14 protein-coding genes are annotated in these 13,769 nt (G+C 72.2%); 12 read left to right on the top strand and 2 right to left on the bottom strand.

Annotated features, from left to right (window positions below):
* Nucleotides 1-2: 2 nt before the first annotated feature.
* From ACFTZL_RS28535 to ACFTZL_RS28490, 10 genes are all read left to right on the top strand, one after another.
* Entirely contained in the window at nucleotides 3-191 is a 189-nt protein-coding gene (locus ACFTZL_RS28535; RefSeq protein ID WP_189722078.1) for a ferredoxin, read from the top strand.
* Between the two features lies 1 nt (nucleotide 192).
* Entirely contained in the window at nucleotides 193-1,404 is a 1,212-nt protein-coding gene (locus ACFTZL_RS28530; protein ID WP_382588320.1) for an NAD(P)/FAD-dependent oxidoreductase, read from the top strand.
* Entirely contained in the window at nucleotides 1,401-2,213 is an 813-nt protein-coding gene (locus ACFTZL_RS28525; RefSeq protein ID WP_382588318.1) for an acetoacetate decarboxylase family protein, read from the top strand. The genes ACFTZL_RS28530 and ACFTZL_RS28525 overlap by 4 nt, the downstream gene beginning before the upstream one ends.
* Before the next feature lie 96 nt (nucleotides 2,214-2,309).
* Nucleotides 2,310-3,773: an aldehyde dehydrogenase gene (locus ACFTZL_RS28520; protein WP_382588316.1), complete on the top strand. Its 1,464-nt coding sequence runs from the start codon at nucleotides 2,310-2,312 to the stop codon at nucleotides 3,771-3,773.
* Nucleotides 3,766-4,686, top strand: coding sequence for a 3,4-dihydroxyphenylacetate 2,3-dioxygenase (locus ACFTZL_RS28515; RefSeq protein ID WP_382588314.1), 921 nt, complete (start codon nucleotides 3,766-3,768; stop codon nucleotides 4,684-4,686). The genes ACFTZL_RS28520 and ACFTZL_RS28515 overlap by 8 nt, the downstream gene beginning before the upstream one ends.
* Complete coding sequence (locus tag ACFTZL_RS28510) at nucleotides 4,679-5,524, top strand: fumarylacetoacetate hydrolase family protein (protein ID WP_382588312.1); 846 nt, start codon at nucleotides 4,679-4,681, stop codon at nucleotides 5,522-5,524. The genes ACFTZL_RS28515 and ACFTZL_RS28510 overlap by 8 nt, the downstream gene beginning before the upstream one ends.
* 82 nt (nucleotides 5,525-5,606) lie before the next feature.
* Nucleotides 5,607-6,209, top strand: a complete 603-nt coding sequence (locus ACFTZL_RS28505) for a TetR/AcrR family transcriptional regulator (protein ID WP_382588310.1) — start codon at nucleotides 5,607-5,609, stop codon at nucleotides 6,207-6,209.
* Between the two features lie 145 nt (nucleotides 6,210-6,354).
* Nucleotides 6,355-7,806, top strand: a complete 1,452-nt coding sequence (locus tag ACFTZL_RS28500) for an APC family permease (protein WP_382588308.1) — start codon at nucleotides 6,355-6,357, stop codon at nucleotides 7,804-7,806.
* Between the two features lie 53 nt (nucleotides 7,807-7,859).
* Nucleotides 7,860-9,350, top strand: coding sequence for an aldehyde dehydrogenase (locus ACFTZL_RS28495; protein ID WP_382588306.1), 1,491 nt, complete (start codon nucleotides 7,860-7,862; stop codon nucleotides 9,348-9,350).
* The gene (locus tag ACFTZL_RS28490) at nucleotides 9,347-10,039 is read left to right on the top strand and encodes a gamma-glutamyl-gamma-aminobutyrate hydrolase family protein (RefSeq protein WP_382588304.1); all 693 of its coding nucleotides are present in this window, start codon (nucleotides 9,347-9,349) and stop codon (nucleotides 10,037-10,039) included. Before ACFTZL_RS28495 ends, ACFTZL_RS28490 begins: the two co-directional genes overlap by 4 nt.
* Nucleotides 10,040-10,053: 14 nt before the next feature.
* Here ACFTZL_RS28490 and ACFTZL_RS28485 read toward each other — a convergent pair whose 3' ends face one another.
* A complete protein-coding gene (locus ACFTZL_RS28485; protein ID WP_382588302.1) occupies nucleotides 10,054-10,626 on the bottom strand; it encodes a MarR family winged helix-turn-helix transcriptional regulator in 573 nt (190 codons plus the stop codon).
* Between the two features lie 122 nt (nucleotides 10,627-10,748).
* Between ACFTZL_RS28485 and ACFTZL_RS28480 the strand changes: the two genes are divergently transcribed.
* Nucleotides 10,749-11,690, top strand: coding sequence for a TIGR03619 family F420-dependent LLM class oxidoreductase (locus tag ACFTZL_RS28480; protein ID WP_382588300.1), 942 nt, complete (start codon nucleotides 10,749-10,751; stop codon nucleotides 11,688-11,690).
* 15 nt (nucleotides 11,691-11,705) lie between these two features.
* Here the strand turns inward: ACFTZL_RS28480 and ACFTZL_RS28475 are convergent, their stop codons facing one another.
* Complete coding sequence (locus tag ACFTZL_RS28475) at nucleotides 11,706-12,737, bottom strand: response regulator transcription factor (protein WP_382588298.1); 1,032 nt, start codon at nucleotides 12,735-12,737, stop codon at nucleotides 11,706-11,708.
* Nucleotides 12,738-12,966: 229 nt separating this feature from the next.
* Here ACFTZL_RS28475 and ACFTZL_RS28470 point away from each other — a divergent pair.
* On the top strand, nucleotides 12,967-13,769 hold an 803-nt coding region (locus ACFTZL_RS28470; RefSeq protein ID WP_382588296.1), incomplete at its 3' end, for a sugar ABC transporter substrate-binding protein.

Below are 13,769 nucleotides of genomic sequence, written 5' to 3'. Positions count from 1 at the left end.
CCATGAAGGTCGTCGTCGACATGAACAAGTGCCAGGACCACGGCCAGTGCGTCTTCGCGGCCCCCGACGTCTTCCACATGGACGACGCCGGCCGCCTGGCCTACGTCCCCGACCCCGACGACGCCCTGCGCGACGAGGTCGAGGAGGCCGCGGACGTCTGCCCGCTCCAGGCCATCCGGATCGAGGACTGACATGAGCGGGCGCATCGTCGTGGCCGGCGCCTCCCTGGGCGGCCTGCGGGCGGCCGAGCAACTGCGCGCCGCCGGCTGGACCGGCGGCATCACGGTGCTCGGCGACGAGCCGCACCCGCCGTACAACCGGCCCCCGCTGTCCAAGGAGGTCCTCGCGGGCAAGGCGGCCTTCACTTCGCTGGCCTTCACCCCGAAGGCGTCCGTGGCGGACGTGGAGTGGCGGCTGGGCACGAAGGCGGTCGCGGCCCGGCTCGCCGAGCGGACCGTCGAGCTCGGCGACGGCTCGGTGCTCTCCTACGACGGTCTGGTCGTCGCCACCGGTATGCGGCCCCGGCGGCTGCGCTGCCCCGGGCCGGCCGCCGGTCGTCATACCGTCCGCACGATCGACGACGCCCAGGTCCTGCGGGGCGAACTCACCCGGCCCGGGGTGCGGGTGGTCGTGGTCGGCGCGGGGTTCATCGGCTGCGAGGTCGCCGCGACGGCTGTCGGGCTGGGCGCGGGTGAGGTGACGGTGGTCGACCCGCTGCCCCTGCCGATGGTCGGACCGCTCGGTGAGCTGCTCGCGCGTGTGTTGCTGCGGCGGCACGAGGAGCGGGGGGTTCGTTTCGTGCTCGGTGCGGGTGTCGCCGGGTTCGAGGGGCGGGACCGTGTCACCGGTGTCGTCCTGGGCGACGGCTCCGTGCTCCCCGCCGATGTGGTGGTGGAGTCCGTCGGCTCGGTCGCCAATACCGAGTGGCTGGACGGCAACGGGCTCGACCTGGACGACGGGGTGCTCACCGATGAACACTTGCGCGTCGGCGGCCGGCCCGAAGTCGTCGCCGTCGGCGATGTCGCCCGCTTCCCCAACGCCCGCTACGACGGAGTGCCGCGCCGGGTCGAGCACTGGTCCGTCCCGGCCGACTCGGCCAAGCATGCCGCGAAGGTGCTGGTCGGTGGCGCGGCCGGTCTGACGCCCTTCGCGCCGCTGCCCACCTTCTGGAGCGACCAGCACGACTTCCGGCTCCAGTCCTTCGGCGCGCCCGCTCTCGGGCTCGGCGACGTCCGCGTCCTCGACGGCGATCCGTCGGGGGACGTCCTGGTCGGCTACCACAACGACGGACTGCTGACCGGTGTCGTCGCGCTCGGCGGACCGGCCGCCGCGAGGGGCGCCGCCCGTTACCGCGCCGAGCTGCTCCGGCAGCCCACCCGCACTGTGCAAGGAGCCCTCAAGTGAGCGTTGTCCGTGGTTACTTCCATCCCAAGACGGCGAGCGGTGCCTCGTCGCTGATCCCCGCCCCGCCGTGGCGCTACTCCGGTGATCTGCTCACCGTCGAGTATCGGACGGACCCCTCTCGGGTGCGCGAACTGCTGCCCGAGCCATTGGAGCTGGCCGACGAGGATCCGGGGGCCGTTGCCCTGATCTGGGCGGACTGGCAGTCGTGTTCGGGGGCGGGGGAGGAACTGCTCGATCCTGTGCGGGCGCAGTACAAGGAGGCGTTCGCGGTGGTGCGGTGCGGGTTCCGCGGGCGGACCTATTCGCGGTGTGTCCACATCTGGGTGGACAAGGACTTCGCGATCGCGCGGGGCTTGCACCAGGGGTATCCGAAGAAGCTCGGGTCCATCCATCAGACGCGGCCGCATCCGTACGGGCCCGCGCCGCGGATCGAGGCGGGGGCGCGGTTCGGGGCGACGTTGGCCGCGGCGGACCGGCGTATTGCCCAGGCGGTGGTGACGCTGCGCGAGCCGTCCGAGAGTGGCGGGTTCGTCAATGCGCATCCCATGGCTCATCACCGGTGGCTGCCGTCCATCGAGACGGGCAAGGGGCTGGCTCTTGACGAGCTGGTCGAGTCCGGTGCGGCTTCGTTCGAGGGTGGGCAGCCGTGGGTCGGTGATGCGGAGTTGGAGTTGTTCGAGGCGCCTACGGAGGAGTTGGCGCGGCTGGAGGTGCGGGAGCCGATCGCTGCGTATTTCCGGCAGGTGGGGGTGGTCTGGGATGGGGGGCGGTTGCTTGAGGTCGGTACGTCCGGAGCGTGTGCCGAGTGAGGTTTGTGGGTGGGTGCGGGCGCGTCGTGGTTGTTCGCGCAGTTCCCCGCGCCCCTGAGGACGTGCAACACCCCTCTTCTGAAGGGAACTCTTCTCATGCCTGACAACATCATCGTCGCGGGTGTCTCCGTCGATACCCGGCACTGGATCGGTGGCCGACGCGTCGCCTCCAGCGGCACCTTCACCGATCACTCGCCGATCGACGGCAGTGCGCTCGGCGAGATCGCCCGGGGCGGGCCCGCCGAGGCCGAAGCCGCTGTCGCCGCCGCCCGGGACGCCTTTCCCGTCTGGGCGGCGACCCCTCGCGGCGAACGCGCCCGCATCCTCCACGCCATCGCCGACGGGGTCGAGAAGCGGATCGAAGAGCTGGCGGTCGTCGAGACGGCCGACAACGGCGCCCTGCTGCGGTCGCACCGCAGGGGGGTGATGCCCCGCGTCGCTCACAACTTCCGGTTCTTCGCCGACTGGTTGCTGTCGCTCGGCCACGAGGACTTCGACACCCGGGGACACACCAACCACGTGAGCTGGGACCCGGCGGGCCCCTGCGTGCTGATCACCCCGTGGAACGCACCCCTGATGCTGGCCACCTGGAAGGTCGCCCCGGCCCTCGCCGCCGGCAACACCGTCGTCCTCAAGCCGGCGGAGTGGTCCCCGCTGACCGCCTCCCTGCTGGCCGACATCGCCGCCGAGGCGGGACTGCCGGCCGGGGTGCTCAATGTCGTGCAGGGGTACGGCTCGGAGATCGGGGACGCCCTGACCTCGCATCCGGACGTGCGCCGGATCAGCTTCACGGGGTCGGTGCCGACCGCCCGGCGGATCGCGGAGTCGGCCGCCGCGCATCTCACCCCGTTGAGCCTCGAACTCGGCGGCAAGTCACCGCTGTTGGTGTTCGCCGACGCCGATCTGGAGCTGGCCGTCGACCTCGCCGTCGAGCAGTACGACAACGCCGGGCAGGTCTGCCTGGCGGGCACCCGGCTGCTGGTCGAGGAGTCGGTCGCCGAGGAGTTCACCCGCCGGTTCGCCGAGAAGGCGGCCGGGCTCAGGCAGGGCGACCCGCGGGACGAGGCCACCGACATCGGGCCCAACATCCACCCCCGTCAGCTCGAGAAGATCGACGGCTTCGTGCGGCGGGCGGTCGCGGCCGGAGCACGGGTCGTCATCGGAGGGCACCGTAAGGACGGCCAGTACTACGCGCCGACCCTGCTCACCGATGTCGCCCAGGACTCCGAGATCGTGCAGGAGGAGGTCTTCGGGCCGGTCCTGACCCTCCAGACCTTCGCCGGTGAGGACGAGGCCGTCCGGCTCGCCAACGACACCCGCTTCGGGCTGGCCGCCACCGTCGCCACCGGCGACCGCGACCGTGCCGAGCGGGTCACCGCCCGGCTCGTCGCGGGCACGGTCTGGGTCAACTGCTTCTTCGTACGCGACCTCCAGGCGCCCTTCGGCGGCTCCCGGCAGTCCGGCGTCGGCCGTGAGGGCGGCACCTGGAGCTTCGACTTCTACTGCGACCTGAAGAACACCGTCACCGCCCCGAAGGGATGGAACCAGGACCATGGGTGAGATCGTCGGGGCCGGGCTGCTCGCCCACGTCCCCACCATCGTGCTGCCCGAGGCGGATCGCCGGGAGCTCAACGAGGGCAAGGAGATCACCCTCGTGACCGGGCTCCGGGAGCTCCGCGGGGACGTCTTCGAACGCGACGACTACGACACCGTGGTCGTGCTCGACTCCCACTGGGCGACCACCGTCGAGTTCGTCGTCACCGCGCAGGAGCGCCGCGCGGGCCTGTTCACCTCCGAGGAACTGCCGCGCGGCATGTGCAGGATGCCGTACGACTTCCCCGGCGACCCCGAACTCGCCCACAACGTGGCCAGGTTCGCCGACAAGCACGGCACCTGGATCACCCCGATCGACGACGCGTACCTGCCGATCTACTACGCCACCCTCAACCTCTGGAAGTACCTGGGGGAGGGCCTGCCCGACAAGCGGTGGATCACCATCGGCGTCTGCCAGACCGGCGACATGGAGGACCATCTGCGGCTCGGTCGGGCGCTGGCCGACGGGATTGCCGCCACCCCCGGGCGACGGGTCCTGGTCATCGCCTCAGGCGCCCTGTCGCACACCTTCTGGCCGCTGCGCGAACTGCGCGACCACGAGGCCAGTGACCCCATCCATATTCGTACGCCCGAAGCCCGCGAGGCCGATGAGGAGCGCATCGCCTGGTTCAAGGAGGGCCGCCACGACAAGGTCCTCGACACCATGGACGAGTTCTGGCGGTACAAGCCCGAGGCGAAGTTCTCCCACTACCTGATGATGGCCGGCGCCCTCGGCGAGCAGGCCTGCGTCGCCCCGGCCCGTCAGTACGGCGCGTACGAGAACTCCGTCGGCACCGGCCAGGTCCATCTCTGGTTCGACCGCCCGGCCGACGGCTGGACCGCAGACCACACCCCCGCGCAGGAGTCCGCCCATGCCTGAGTACCGCCGTATCCTCCTCGACGGCGCCGCCGTCCAGGTCACCGTCGACGGTGACGAACTCGTCGCCGGGGACGGCCGCCGCGTCAAGGCCGAGGACGCCCGGCACCTGCCGCCGGTCGTGCCCTCCAAGGTCATCGCCGTCCATCTCAACCACCGCAGCCGGGTCGACGAGTTCGGGATCGGCCTGCCCGGCACTCCGACCTACTTCCACAAGCCGACCTCCGCCCTCAACGCCCACCAGGGCGCGGTCGTCCGCCCCGAGGGCTGCAAGTGGCTCAACTACGAGGGCGAGGTCGCCATCGTCATCGGGCGGACCGCGCGGAACATCGCACCGGCCGAGGCGGGGGAGTACATCGCCGGCTACACCGTCGCCAACGACTACGGGCTGCACGACTTCCGCGACACCGACGCCGGCTCCATGCTCCGCGTCAAGGGCTCCGACACCCTCTGCCCGCTCGGCCCCGGCCTCGTCACCGACTGGGACTTCCACGGCAAGCGGCTGCGGACCTACGTCAACGGACAGGTCGTGCAGGACGGTTCCACCGACGAGATGACGTGGGACATGCACTACCTCGTCGCCGACATCGCCCGCACCATCACCCTCCACCCCGGGGACGTCCTCCTGTCCGGCACACCCGCCAACTCGCGTCCCGTCCAGCCGGGGGACGTCGTGGAGGTGGAGGTCGAAGGGCTGGGACGGCTCACCAACCACATCGTGACCGGGCCGACCGCCGTCCGCACGGACGTGGGCGCCCAGCCCACCGAGTCGGAGGAGGTGCTGTCGACCGCGCTCGGCGGCGACTGGGAGTTCCGTGGCATCCGGCCGCCGCGTCGCTGACGTGGGGACCGGCTGCGGAGTCGCTGACGTGGGAACCGGCCGCCACGTCGCCGATCGGGGCGGCCCGGGTAGGGTCGCGGACATGACCGAGCCCGCCGGCCGCCGCCCCCGCAAGCGCGTGCACTACGGCACGGGCCGCGAGGCCCTGCTGGAGGCCGCCGTGCGCGTCGTCGCCCGGGGCGGGCTGCGCAAGCTCACCTACCGGGCGGTCGCGGAGGAGGCCGGTGTCACCCACGGCCTGGTCGTGCATCACTTCGGCTCCCGCGACGCCCTGATCGAGGAGGCCGTCGCCCACGCCATCCGCTCCTCCCTGAGCAGCAGCGCCCTCGAACCGGGCACGGGCAAGGCCGCCGACTTCTCGGTGGGCCTGACGGACATGGTGGAGTCGGGGCCGGACCTCCAGGCGTTCCAGTACGAACTGCTGCTGGAGTCCCGGCGCCGCCCCGAGCTCCTGGCCCACCTGCGGTCGCTGTACGACGAGTACTTCGACGCGACCCGGCGCGAACTCACCCAGATGCTGCCCGGACCGGTCGACGAGGGCCTGTCCCGGATGGTCTTCGCCACGCTGGAGGGACTCGTCCTGCACCAGTTGGTCTTCGGCGAGCGCGAGGTCATCGAGGAGGCCCTCGACGAGTTGCGCTCGGTGCTGCGGCTGCTCGCCGAGCGGCGGGGCGACGAGGCCTGAGCCCGTCGTCCTGAGCGGCACGACCGCTCCGGCGCGCTCCGGAATTCCTCGTCCCTCACCCCTTGCCAAACGGATAGTTCCGCCCCACGATGAGGCAACTCGTTTGGCCTGAAACGATCCTTCCTCCCTCTGGCAGGTGATCCGAGTGGACAGTCAGACGGTCTCCCCGCAATCGGCGAAACCGGACGCGCCCACCGCAGGCACGCTCAAGCCCGACGCCCTCGGCGTCCTGGGCATCCTCTTCTTCGTCCTGTCCGCCCAGGCCCCGCTCACCGGCATCGCCGGCGCGGCCCCCATCGCCGTGGCGCTCGGCAACGGGCCCGGCGTGCCCGCCGCCTATCTGGTGGCGGGCCTGGTGATCCTGCTGTTCTCGGTGGGCTTCGTCGCCATGGGCCGCCATGTGGTGGACGCGGGCGCCTTCTACACCTACATCGGCAAGGGCCTGGGCCGGACCACCGGCACCGGCAGCGCGGGCCTCGCGCTCTTCGCGTACTGCACCATCCAGGCCGCCATGTACGGGCTCTACGGCTCCATCGTGAGCGGCCTGGTCGCACACCACACCGGCCTCGACCTGCCGTGGTGGCTCTGGACACTCGCCACCATGGCCGTCGTCCAGGCGCTCGGCGCGGCCGGTGTCGAGATGGGCGCCAAGGTGCTGGCCGTCTTCGTCCTCGCGGAGTTCAGCATCCTTGCGGTCTTCGCCCTGGTCACCCTCGTGAAGGGCGGTGGCCCCGAGGGGCTCGGCGTCGCCGACAGCTTCTCCCCGTCCGCCGCCCTGGACGGAGCGCCGGGCGTGGCCGTGATGTTCGCCGTGGCGTCCATGTTCGGCTTCGAGGCCACCGCGATCTACGGCGAGGAGGCCCGTGAGCCGAGGAAGACCGTGCCGCGGGCCACGTACCTCGCGGTCGCCGTGGTCACCGGCTTCTTCGCCCTGACCTCCTGGATGATCGTCTCCTCCTACGGCGCCTCCCGGGCCACCGGAGCCGCGGGCAAGGCCCTGGAGGGCGGCGACGGGGCCGGGTTCGTCTTCGCGCCCATCGCGGCCGAGTTCGGCGGCTGGGTCAACGACGTGCTGCCGGTCCTGCTCGCCACCTCCCTCTTCGCGGGCATCCTCACCTTCCACAACTCGGCCAACCGCTACCTGTTCTCGCTCGGCCGCGACGGGCTGCTGCCGCGCCGGCTGTGCGGGCTCAACCGCCGCCACGCCCCCTGGGCGGCCGGGTGCGTCCAGACCGTCCTCGCCGTCCTCCTCGTGCTCCCCTTCGCGCTGGCGGGCAAGGACCCGGTGCTGACGCTGTTCTCCTGGTTCAGCGGGGTCGCCGTCCTGGCGATGATGCTGCTGTACCTGCTGACGTCGGTGTCCGTCGTCGTCTTCTTCCGCCGCGAACGCCTCGACGCCCGCCCCTGGAACACCCTGATCGCACCCCTCTTGGGCGCGCTCGGCATAGCCGGGGCGATCTGGCTCATCCTCGCCAACTTCACCACCCTCATCGGCGGCGAACGCACCACGGCTCTGTGGCTCACGCTGTCCGTCCCGGTGGTCATGGCACTGGGCGTGGTGGCCGCGCGCGTGCGCAAACCGTTCGCCCACACCTGACCCGGTCTTCGCCCCCCACCTGACCTGGTCAGGGAAAACCCCAAGGAGGTTCCATGCCGGCCGTCACGCACGGCGAGTGGCTGCGCCGCGCCAAGGCGTTCCAGCTCTCCGGCGCCCATCACCTCGACGGCGCCGACGAACCGGGGAGCGGGGCGACGTTCCCGGTCGTGTCCCCGCGGGACGGCCGGATCCTCGCCGAGGTCGCCGACGCGGGCGGCGCCGAGGTGGCCGCGGCCGTCGCCGCCGCCCGGCGGGCCTTCGACACCGGACCGTGGCCGCGCCTGGCACCCGCCGAGCGCGGCCGGGCCCTGCTCCGCCTCGCCGACCTGCTCGACGAGCGGCGCGAGGAAATGGCGTTGACCGTCAGCCTGGAGATGGGCAAACCGATCACGGACGCCCACGGCATCGAACTGCGCGCCGTCATCAACACCTTCCGCTGGTACGGCCAGCTCGCGGACAAGCTCACCGACGAGTCCCCGCACACCGCCCCGGACGCGCTCGCCCTGGTCACCCGGGAACCCGCCGGCGTGGTCGGGGCGGTCGTCCCCTGGAACTTCCCGCTGACCCTGGCCGGCTGGAAGATCGCCCCCGCACTGGCGGCCGGCTGCACGGTCGTCCTGAAACCCTCGGAGCACTCCCCGCTCTCCGCCCTGCTCCTGGGCCGCCTCGCGACCGAGGCCGGACTGACGCCGGGCGTGCTCAACGTCGTCAACGGCGACGGACCCACAGCCGGCCGGGCCCTGGGCCTCCACCCCGACGTCGACGTCCTGGCCTTCACCGGCTCCACCGCCGTCGGACGCCACTTCCTGCGCTACGCCGCCGACTCCAACCTCAAGCGGGTCTGGCTGGAACTCGGCGGCAAGTCGCCCAACATCGTCCTGCCCGACGCCCCCGACCTCGACAAGGCCGCCGCCACGGCCGCCTGGGGCATCTTCTTCAACCAGGGCGAGATGTGCACGGCGCCTTCGCGGCTGCTCGTGCACGCCTCGATAGCCGACCGGGTCACCGAGGCCGTGGTCCGGCGGGCCCGGGAGCTGCGCGTCGGCGACCCCCTCGACCCGGAGACGGAGATGGGCGCGCTGGTCGGCCGGGCACACCTGGACCGCGTACACGACCACGTCCGGCGCGGCGTCGACGAGGGCGCCCGTCTGCGCACGGGCGGCGAACGGGTCCTCGCCGAGACGGGCGGGACGTACCTGGAGCCGACCGTCTTCGACCAGGTCGACCCCGGCTCGCGACTGGCCCGGGAGGAGATCTTCGGCCCCGTCCTGTCCGTGCTCGCCTTCGACGACCTCGACGAGGCGGTCCGCCTGGCCAACGCCACCGAGTACGGCCTCGCCGCCGGCCTGTGGACCTCCGACCTGTCCACCGCCCACCAGGTCTCCCGCCGGCTGAGGGCCGGCACGGTCTGGGTCAACTGCTACGAGGAGGGCGACCTGACCGTGCCCTTCGGCGGCATGAAGCAGTCGGGCAACGGCCGCGACAAGTCCGTCCACGCGCTGGAGAAGTACACCGAGCTCAAGACCACCTGGATCCAGTTGTGAGGCCGCTGATCGCCGTCCCCGCCCGGTTCTCCGCGCGGACCTCCGCCCTCCGGTACGCCGCCGAGGTCAATGCCCGTGCCCTGATCGAGGCGGTCTGGCGGGCCGGCGGCGAACCGGTGGGCATCCATCCGGCGGACACCGGCACCGCCGCCCGGCTCGCCCGCTTCGACGGCGTCCTGCTGCCCGGCGGCGGCGACCTCGCACCCGCCCGCTACGGCGCCGCCGACACGCACGACACCGTCTACGACGTCGACACCCTCCAGGACACCTTCGACCTCGACGTCGCCCGCCACACCCTGGAGTCGGGCCTGCCCCTGCTCGCGATCTGCCGCGGCCTCCAGGTCGTCAACGTGGCCCTCGGCGGCACCCTGGAGCAGGACATGGGCGGTCCGGAGCGCGAGCACCGGCATCTGGTGCACCCCGTCACCCTGGAACCGGACTCGGTCGTCGCCCGGGCCACCGGCGCCGAGAAGACCGACGTGTCCTGCTACCACCACCAGCGCGCCGACCGCCTGGGCACCGGCCTGCGCGTCACGGCCCGGGCGGCCGACGGCACGATCGAGGCCGTCGAACTCCCGGCCGCCCACGGCTGGTTCACGGCCGTCCAGTGGCACCCGGAGGACACCGCCCACGAAGACCCCGCCCAGCAGGGCCTGTTCGACGCGCTCGTACGGGCCGCCGCCCGGTGAGACCGCCGCGGGAGTCAGGCCCGGGGCCGCCGGCCACTGCGCCGAGGCGCGGGCTCGGCGCCGCCCAGCAGCGACTGCCGCCGCTCCTCGCCCTGCTCCTCCACCTGGAGCACGACGCTGCGCAGCCCTTCGGCGAGGCTGCGGCACTCCGCGTCGCTGAGCCGGGCCGTCACGAAGGCCTCCTCCTCGTTGAACGCGGGAAAGACCCGCCGCATGAACGCGTCGCCCTCCTCCGTGAGGCTCAGCAGCACCAGCCGCCCGTCGCTCGGATGGTCGGCCCGCCGCAACAGCCCCCGCGACTCCAGCGTGCGCACCACGCCCGTCAGCGTGCCCTTGGAGATCCCCGCCTCCTCCGCCACGTGCCGGGTCTCCGACTCGCCCCACACCCAGACCACCCACAGCACCACGAAGGCCGTCCAGGTCAGGTCGGAACCGCGCAGCACCGAGTTCTCCAGGTGCTGCCGCACGGCGGACGCCGCCCGGTAGATGTTCGCCACCGCCGCCATCTGCTCCCGGCGGATCGGAAAACCGCCGAGCTTCGCCGCTGCGAGCTTCTCGGCCTCGGTGATGGATCGGTGGCCCGGCACGGGCGGCTCCTTTCTCTGGTCGCGACGACGCGTCACACAGGGGCGGCCGTCACACCGGGGCGGCTCGTTGTCGCCCCAGTCGTTCGGACTCAAATTGTACGAAGTCGAAAGGGAAACCCGACATGCCCACGCCTCCCCGCATGCTCCTCGTCCTCAGCGAGAACTGGACCCTGACCGGGGGCCGGGCCGATCTGCCCGCCGCCGTCCGCTGGGCCCGCGAGGCCGAGGACGCCGGCTTCGACGCCGTCATGGTCAGCGAGCACATCGTCCTCGGCCCCGACGCGGCAGCCGCCGGCATCATGGGCAACCCCCGTGATTACGCCCTCCCGGGCAACCAGGACCCGCACACCCCCTGGCCCAACTCCCTGCTGCTGCTCGCCGCCATCGCCTCCGTCACCTCCCGGCTGCGCCTCGCCGCCGCGGCCGTTCTCGCCCCGCTGCGCCACCCGCTGCTGCTCGCCCGCGAGCTCGGCACCCTCGACCTCCTCAGCGAAGGGCGGCTCGTCGTGCAGCCCACGGTGAGCTGGAGCAAGGACGAGTACGACGCCCTCGGCGTGCCCTTCGCCCGGCGGGGACGGCTCCTCGACGAGCATCTGGAGGTCTGGGCGAAGGCCTGGGGTCCGTCCCCGCTGTCCCACGAGGGGCCGCACTACCCCTTCCAGGACGTCTGGTTCGAGCCCAAGGCCCACCGCCCGGACGGCCCCCGGCTCTGGTTCGGCGGACAGCGCCTGCACGGACCCGTCCTGCGCCGCCTGGTGCGGTACGGCCACGGCTTCCATCCGCTCGGCCGGCCCACGACCGAGGACCTCCAGACACTCAAGGAGTCGATGACCGCCGCCGGGCGGGACCTTGCCGGTCTGGAGATGATCGGCGGCACCCGGGCCGTCTTCCCCGACGACCGCTCACCGGCGGACCTCGGCGCGGCGCTCGCCGTGCTCCCGGAGCAACTCGAGCAGGGCTTCACCACGTTCTGCGTGAAGCCGAACCAGTTCATCGACGACCCCGACGGGGTCGGGGCGTTCTGCCGCGAGGTCATGCGGCGTGTCGAGGCGCTTACTGCCTGAGTATCAGGACCCGGATCACCGCTCGACGAAACGCGCGAGGTGATCCGGGTCCGGCCGCAGCAGCCCGTCCCGGACCGCGAGCGCGGTGGCCTCGGCGCGGGAGGCGCAGCCGGTCTTGCGCAGCAGATGCTCGACATGGCTGTGCACGGTCCGCGGGGACAGGAACAGCGCCTGCGCGATGGCCTGGTTGGTCTGCCCCGTGGCCGCCCGGGTGAGTACCTCCAGCTCCCGCGGGCTCAGCCCGTACGGCAGCTCCGTGGGCGTCTCGTGCACCAGTACCGCCTCCGACGCGAGGCCGGGGCCCGGCGGGTGCCGGTGCAGGGCGACCCGCTGCCAGCCGCCCCCGGCCGGCCACAGCAGCCGCAATCGCCGCCCGCCCGTGCCCGTGAAGGCGTCGAGCAGCGCACGGAAGGGCCCTTCGTCCCGCAGCACCAGGGGCCGGTCCCGGCCCGGCAGGTCGATCACCCCGCCGTCGCCGGTGACCAGGCACGCCGCGTCCTCCTCGGCCAGACCGTGCAGGTCATCGGCGTGCGCCAGCGGGTCGGCGAGCGAGGCCAGGGCGGGGATCACGGAGGCGAGCAGCAGCCGGGCGTCGGTGTCGTAGGCGTCCGCGCTCTCGGTGGAGAGATGGACCAGACCCACCAGGCGGCCCCGGTGGCGCAACGCTCCCGTGACGCCGTCCCGGAAGCCGGCCGGGCGGACGCGCTCGGCGTAGAACCAGCCGTGCCGGAAGCGCGGTCCGGCGTCCTCGGGGTCCTCCGCGTCCTGCGAGATGGACGGCGGCAGCTCCCGCCGTACGACGTTGCGGTACCAGGGCGTCCCGACGAACTCACCGGCCAGGGCCTGCGAGGCCGCGGCGGTGTAGCCGATGCTCGCGACCTGGATGTGGGAGCCGGTCAGCGGGTCGATCGTGAGCAGGGTCGCGGCGTCCAGCGGCAGGGCGCGGGCGAGTTCGCGCAGCGCCTGCGCGGAGGCCGACGCGGTGTCGCGCTCACGGGTGAGCATGCCGATGCGGGCGGCTGCCGCGATCTGGTGGTGGCTGGGCATGGCGAGCCTCCGGGCGGCTCGGGCGACGATATCGTTTGGGGCCTAACGATAGGGCTCCGGTCCGTGCCCGACAAGGTGTGCACCGACTCGAGCGAGGGCCCGGTGTTCCGCCGGTCGCCGTCGGCAGTCGGTATTTGTACGGATGGTGCGGCGGGCCCGGCGGGTCTTTCCTGTTCGGCACAGCCGGACGCCCGCTCCAGCCGGGCCTGCCCTTCGGAGAGCCCCTGCCATGACCCCACCGTCGTACGCCGCCTCGCGCAGACACTTCCTCGCCCTCTCCGCCGCCACCGCCCTGGCGGCGGCCGGATGCTCGGCCCCCGAGAACACGGCCGCCTCGGCCAAACCCTCGTCCGGCGGCACCCCCCTGACGAAGATCGGCCTCGACTACCCCTTCACCCAGCTCCCGCTCTACTCCACGCTGGTGAAGCTCTCCACCGCCCGGGCGAAGCGGCACGGCATCTCGCTGCTCACGACCAGCGACAACGCCAGTGCCGACACCCAGGCGAGCAACCTCAACACCTGGGTCGCCCGCAAGGTCCCCGCGATCGTGTCCTTCCCGATGGTCTTCGAGGCCGCCGAGCCCATCGCCAAGGCGGCCCTGGACGCGGGACTGATCTGGGTGACCTACGGCGGCTCCCTGCGGCACCAGAGCGCCGACATCCGGTTCAGCTTCCGCGAGGGCGGCACCCTGCTCGGCGAGGCCGCGGCGCGGTGGGCCGAGGAGCACCTCGGCGGCAAGGGCAAGATCGCCTTCCTCACGGACAGCACCATCGAACTCGGCCGCGAACGCACCAAGGGCATGATCGACGCCTTCACCAAGCTGGCGCCGGGCGTCGACGTCGTGGCGCGGGAACAGGCCATCGACCCGGACACGGGCCTGTCGAAGACGAAGGCGATCCTCGCCAAGCACCCCGACCTCAACCTCGTCCTCGGCGTCACGGACGCCGCCGCGTACGGCGGATTCAAAGCACTCCAGCAGACAGGACGCGGGAAGGACGACGCGAAGACCTTCGTCGGCGGACAGGACGGCTC

This window comes from Streptomyces sp. NPDC056948, from assembly GCF_042674225.1.
GTDB classification, from domain to species: domain Bacteria; phylum Actinomycetota; class Actinomycetes; order Streptomycetales; family Streptomycetaceae; genus Streptomyces; species Streptomyces purpurascens.
The sequence above is the reverse complement of the archived record's forward strand: the minus strand, read 5'-3'. Positions and strand labels throughout refer to the sequence as shown.

Coding starts and splice junctions, on each gene's coding strand:
- ACFTZL_RS28480 (WP_382588300.1), top strand. CDS start 10,749: ATGCCCACGCCTCCCCGCATGCTCCTCGTCCTCAGCGAGAACTGGACC.
- ACFTZL_RS28530 (WP_382588320.1), top strand. CDS start 193: ATGAGCGGGCGCATCGTCGTGGCCGGCGCCTCCCTGGGCGGCCTGCGG.
- ACFTZL_RS28515 (WP_382588314.1), top strand. CDS start 3,766: ATGGGTGAGATCGTCGGGGCCGGGCTGCTCGCCCACGTCCCCACCATC.
- ACFTZL_RS28510 (WP_382588312.1), top strand. CDS start 4,679: ATGCCTGAGTACCGCCGTATCCTCCTCGACGGCGCCGCCGTCCAGGTC.
- ACFTZL_RS28505 (WP_382588310.1), top strand. CDS start 5,607: ATGACCGAGCCCGCCGGCCGCCGCCCCCGCAAGCGCGTGCACTACGGC.
- ACFTZL_RS28535 (WP_189722078.1), top strand. CDS start 3: ATGAAGGTCGTCGTCGACATGAACAAGTGCCAGGACCACGGCCAGTGC.
- ACFTZL_RS28475 (WP_382588298.1), bottom strand. CDS start 12,737: ATGCCCAGCCACCACCAGATCGCGGCAGCCGCCCGCATCGGCATGCTC.
- ACFTZL_RS28520 (WP_382588316.1), top strand. CDS start 2,310: ATGCCTGACAACATCATCGTCGCGGGTGTCTCCGTCGATACCCGGCAC.
- ACFTZL_RS28495 (WP_382588306.1), top strand. CDS start 7,860: ATGCCGGCCGTCACGCACGGCGAGTGGCTGCGCCGCGCCAAGGCGTTC.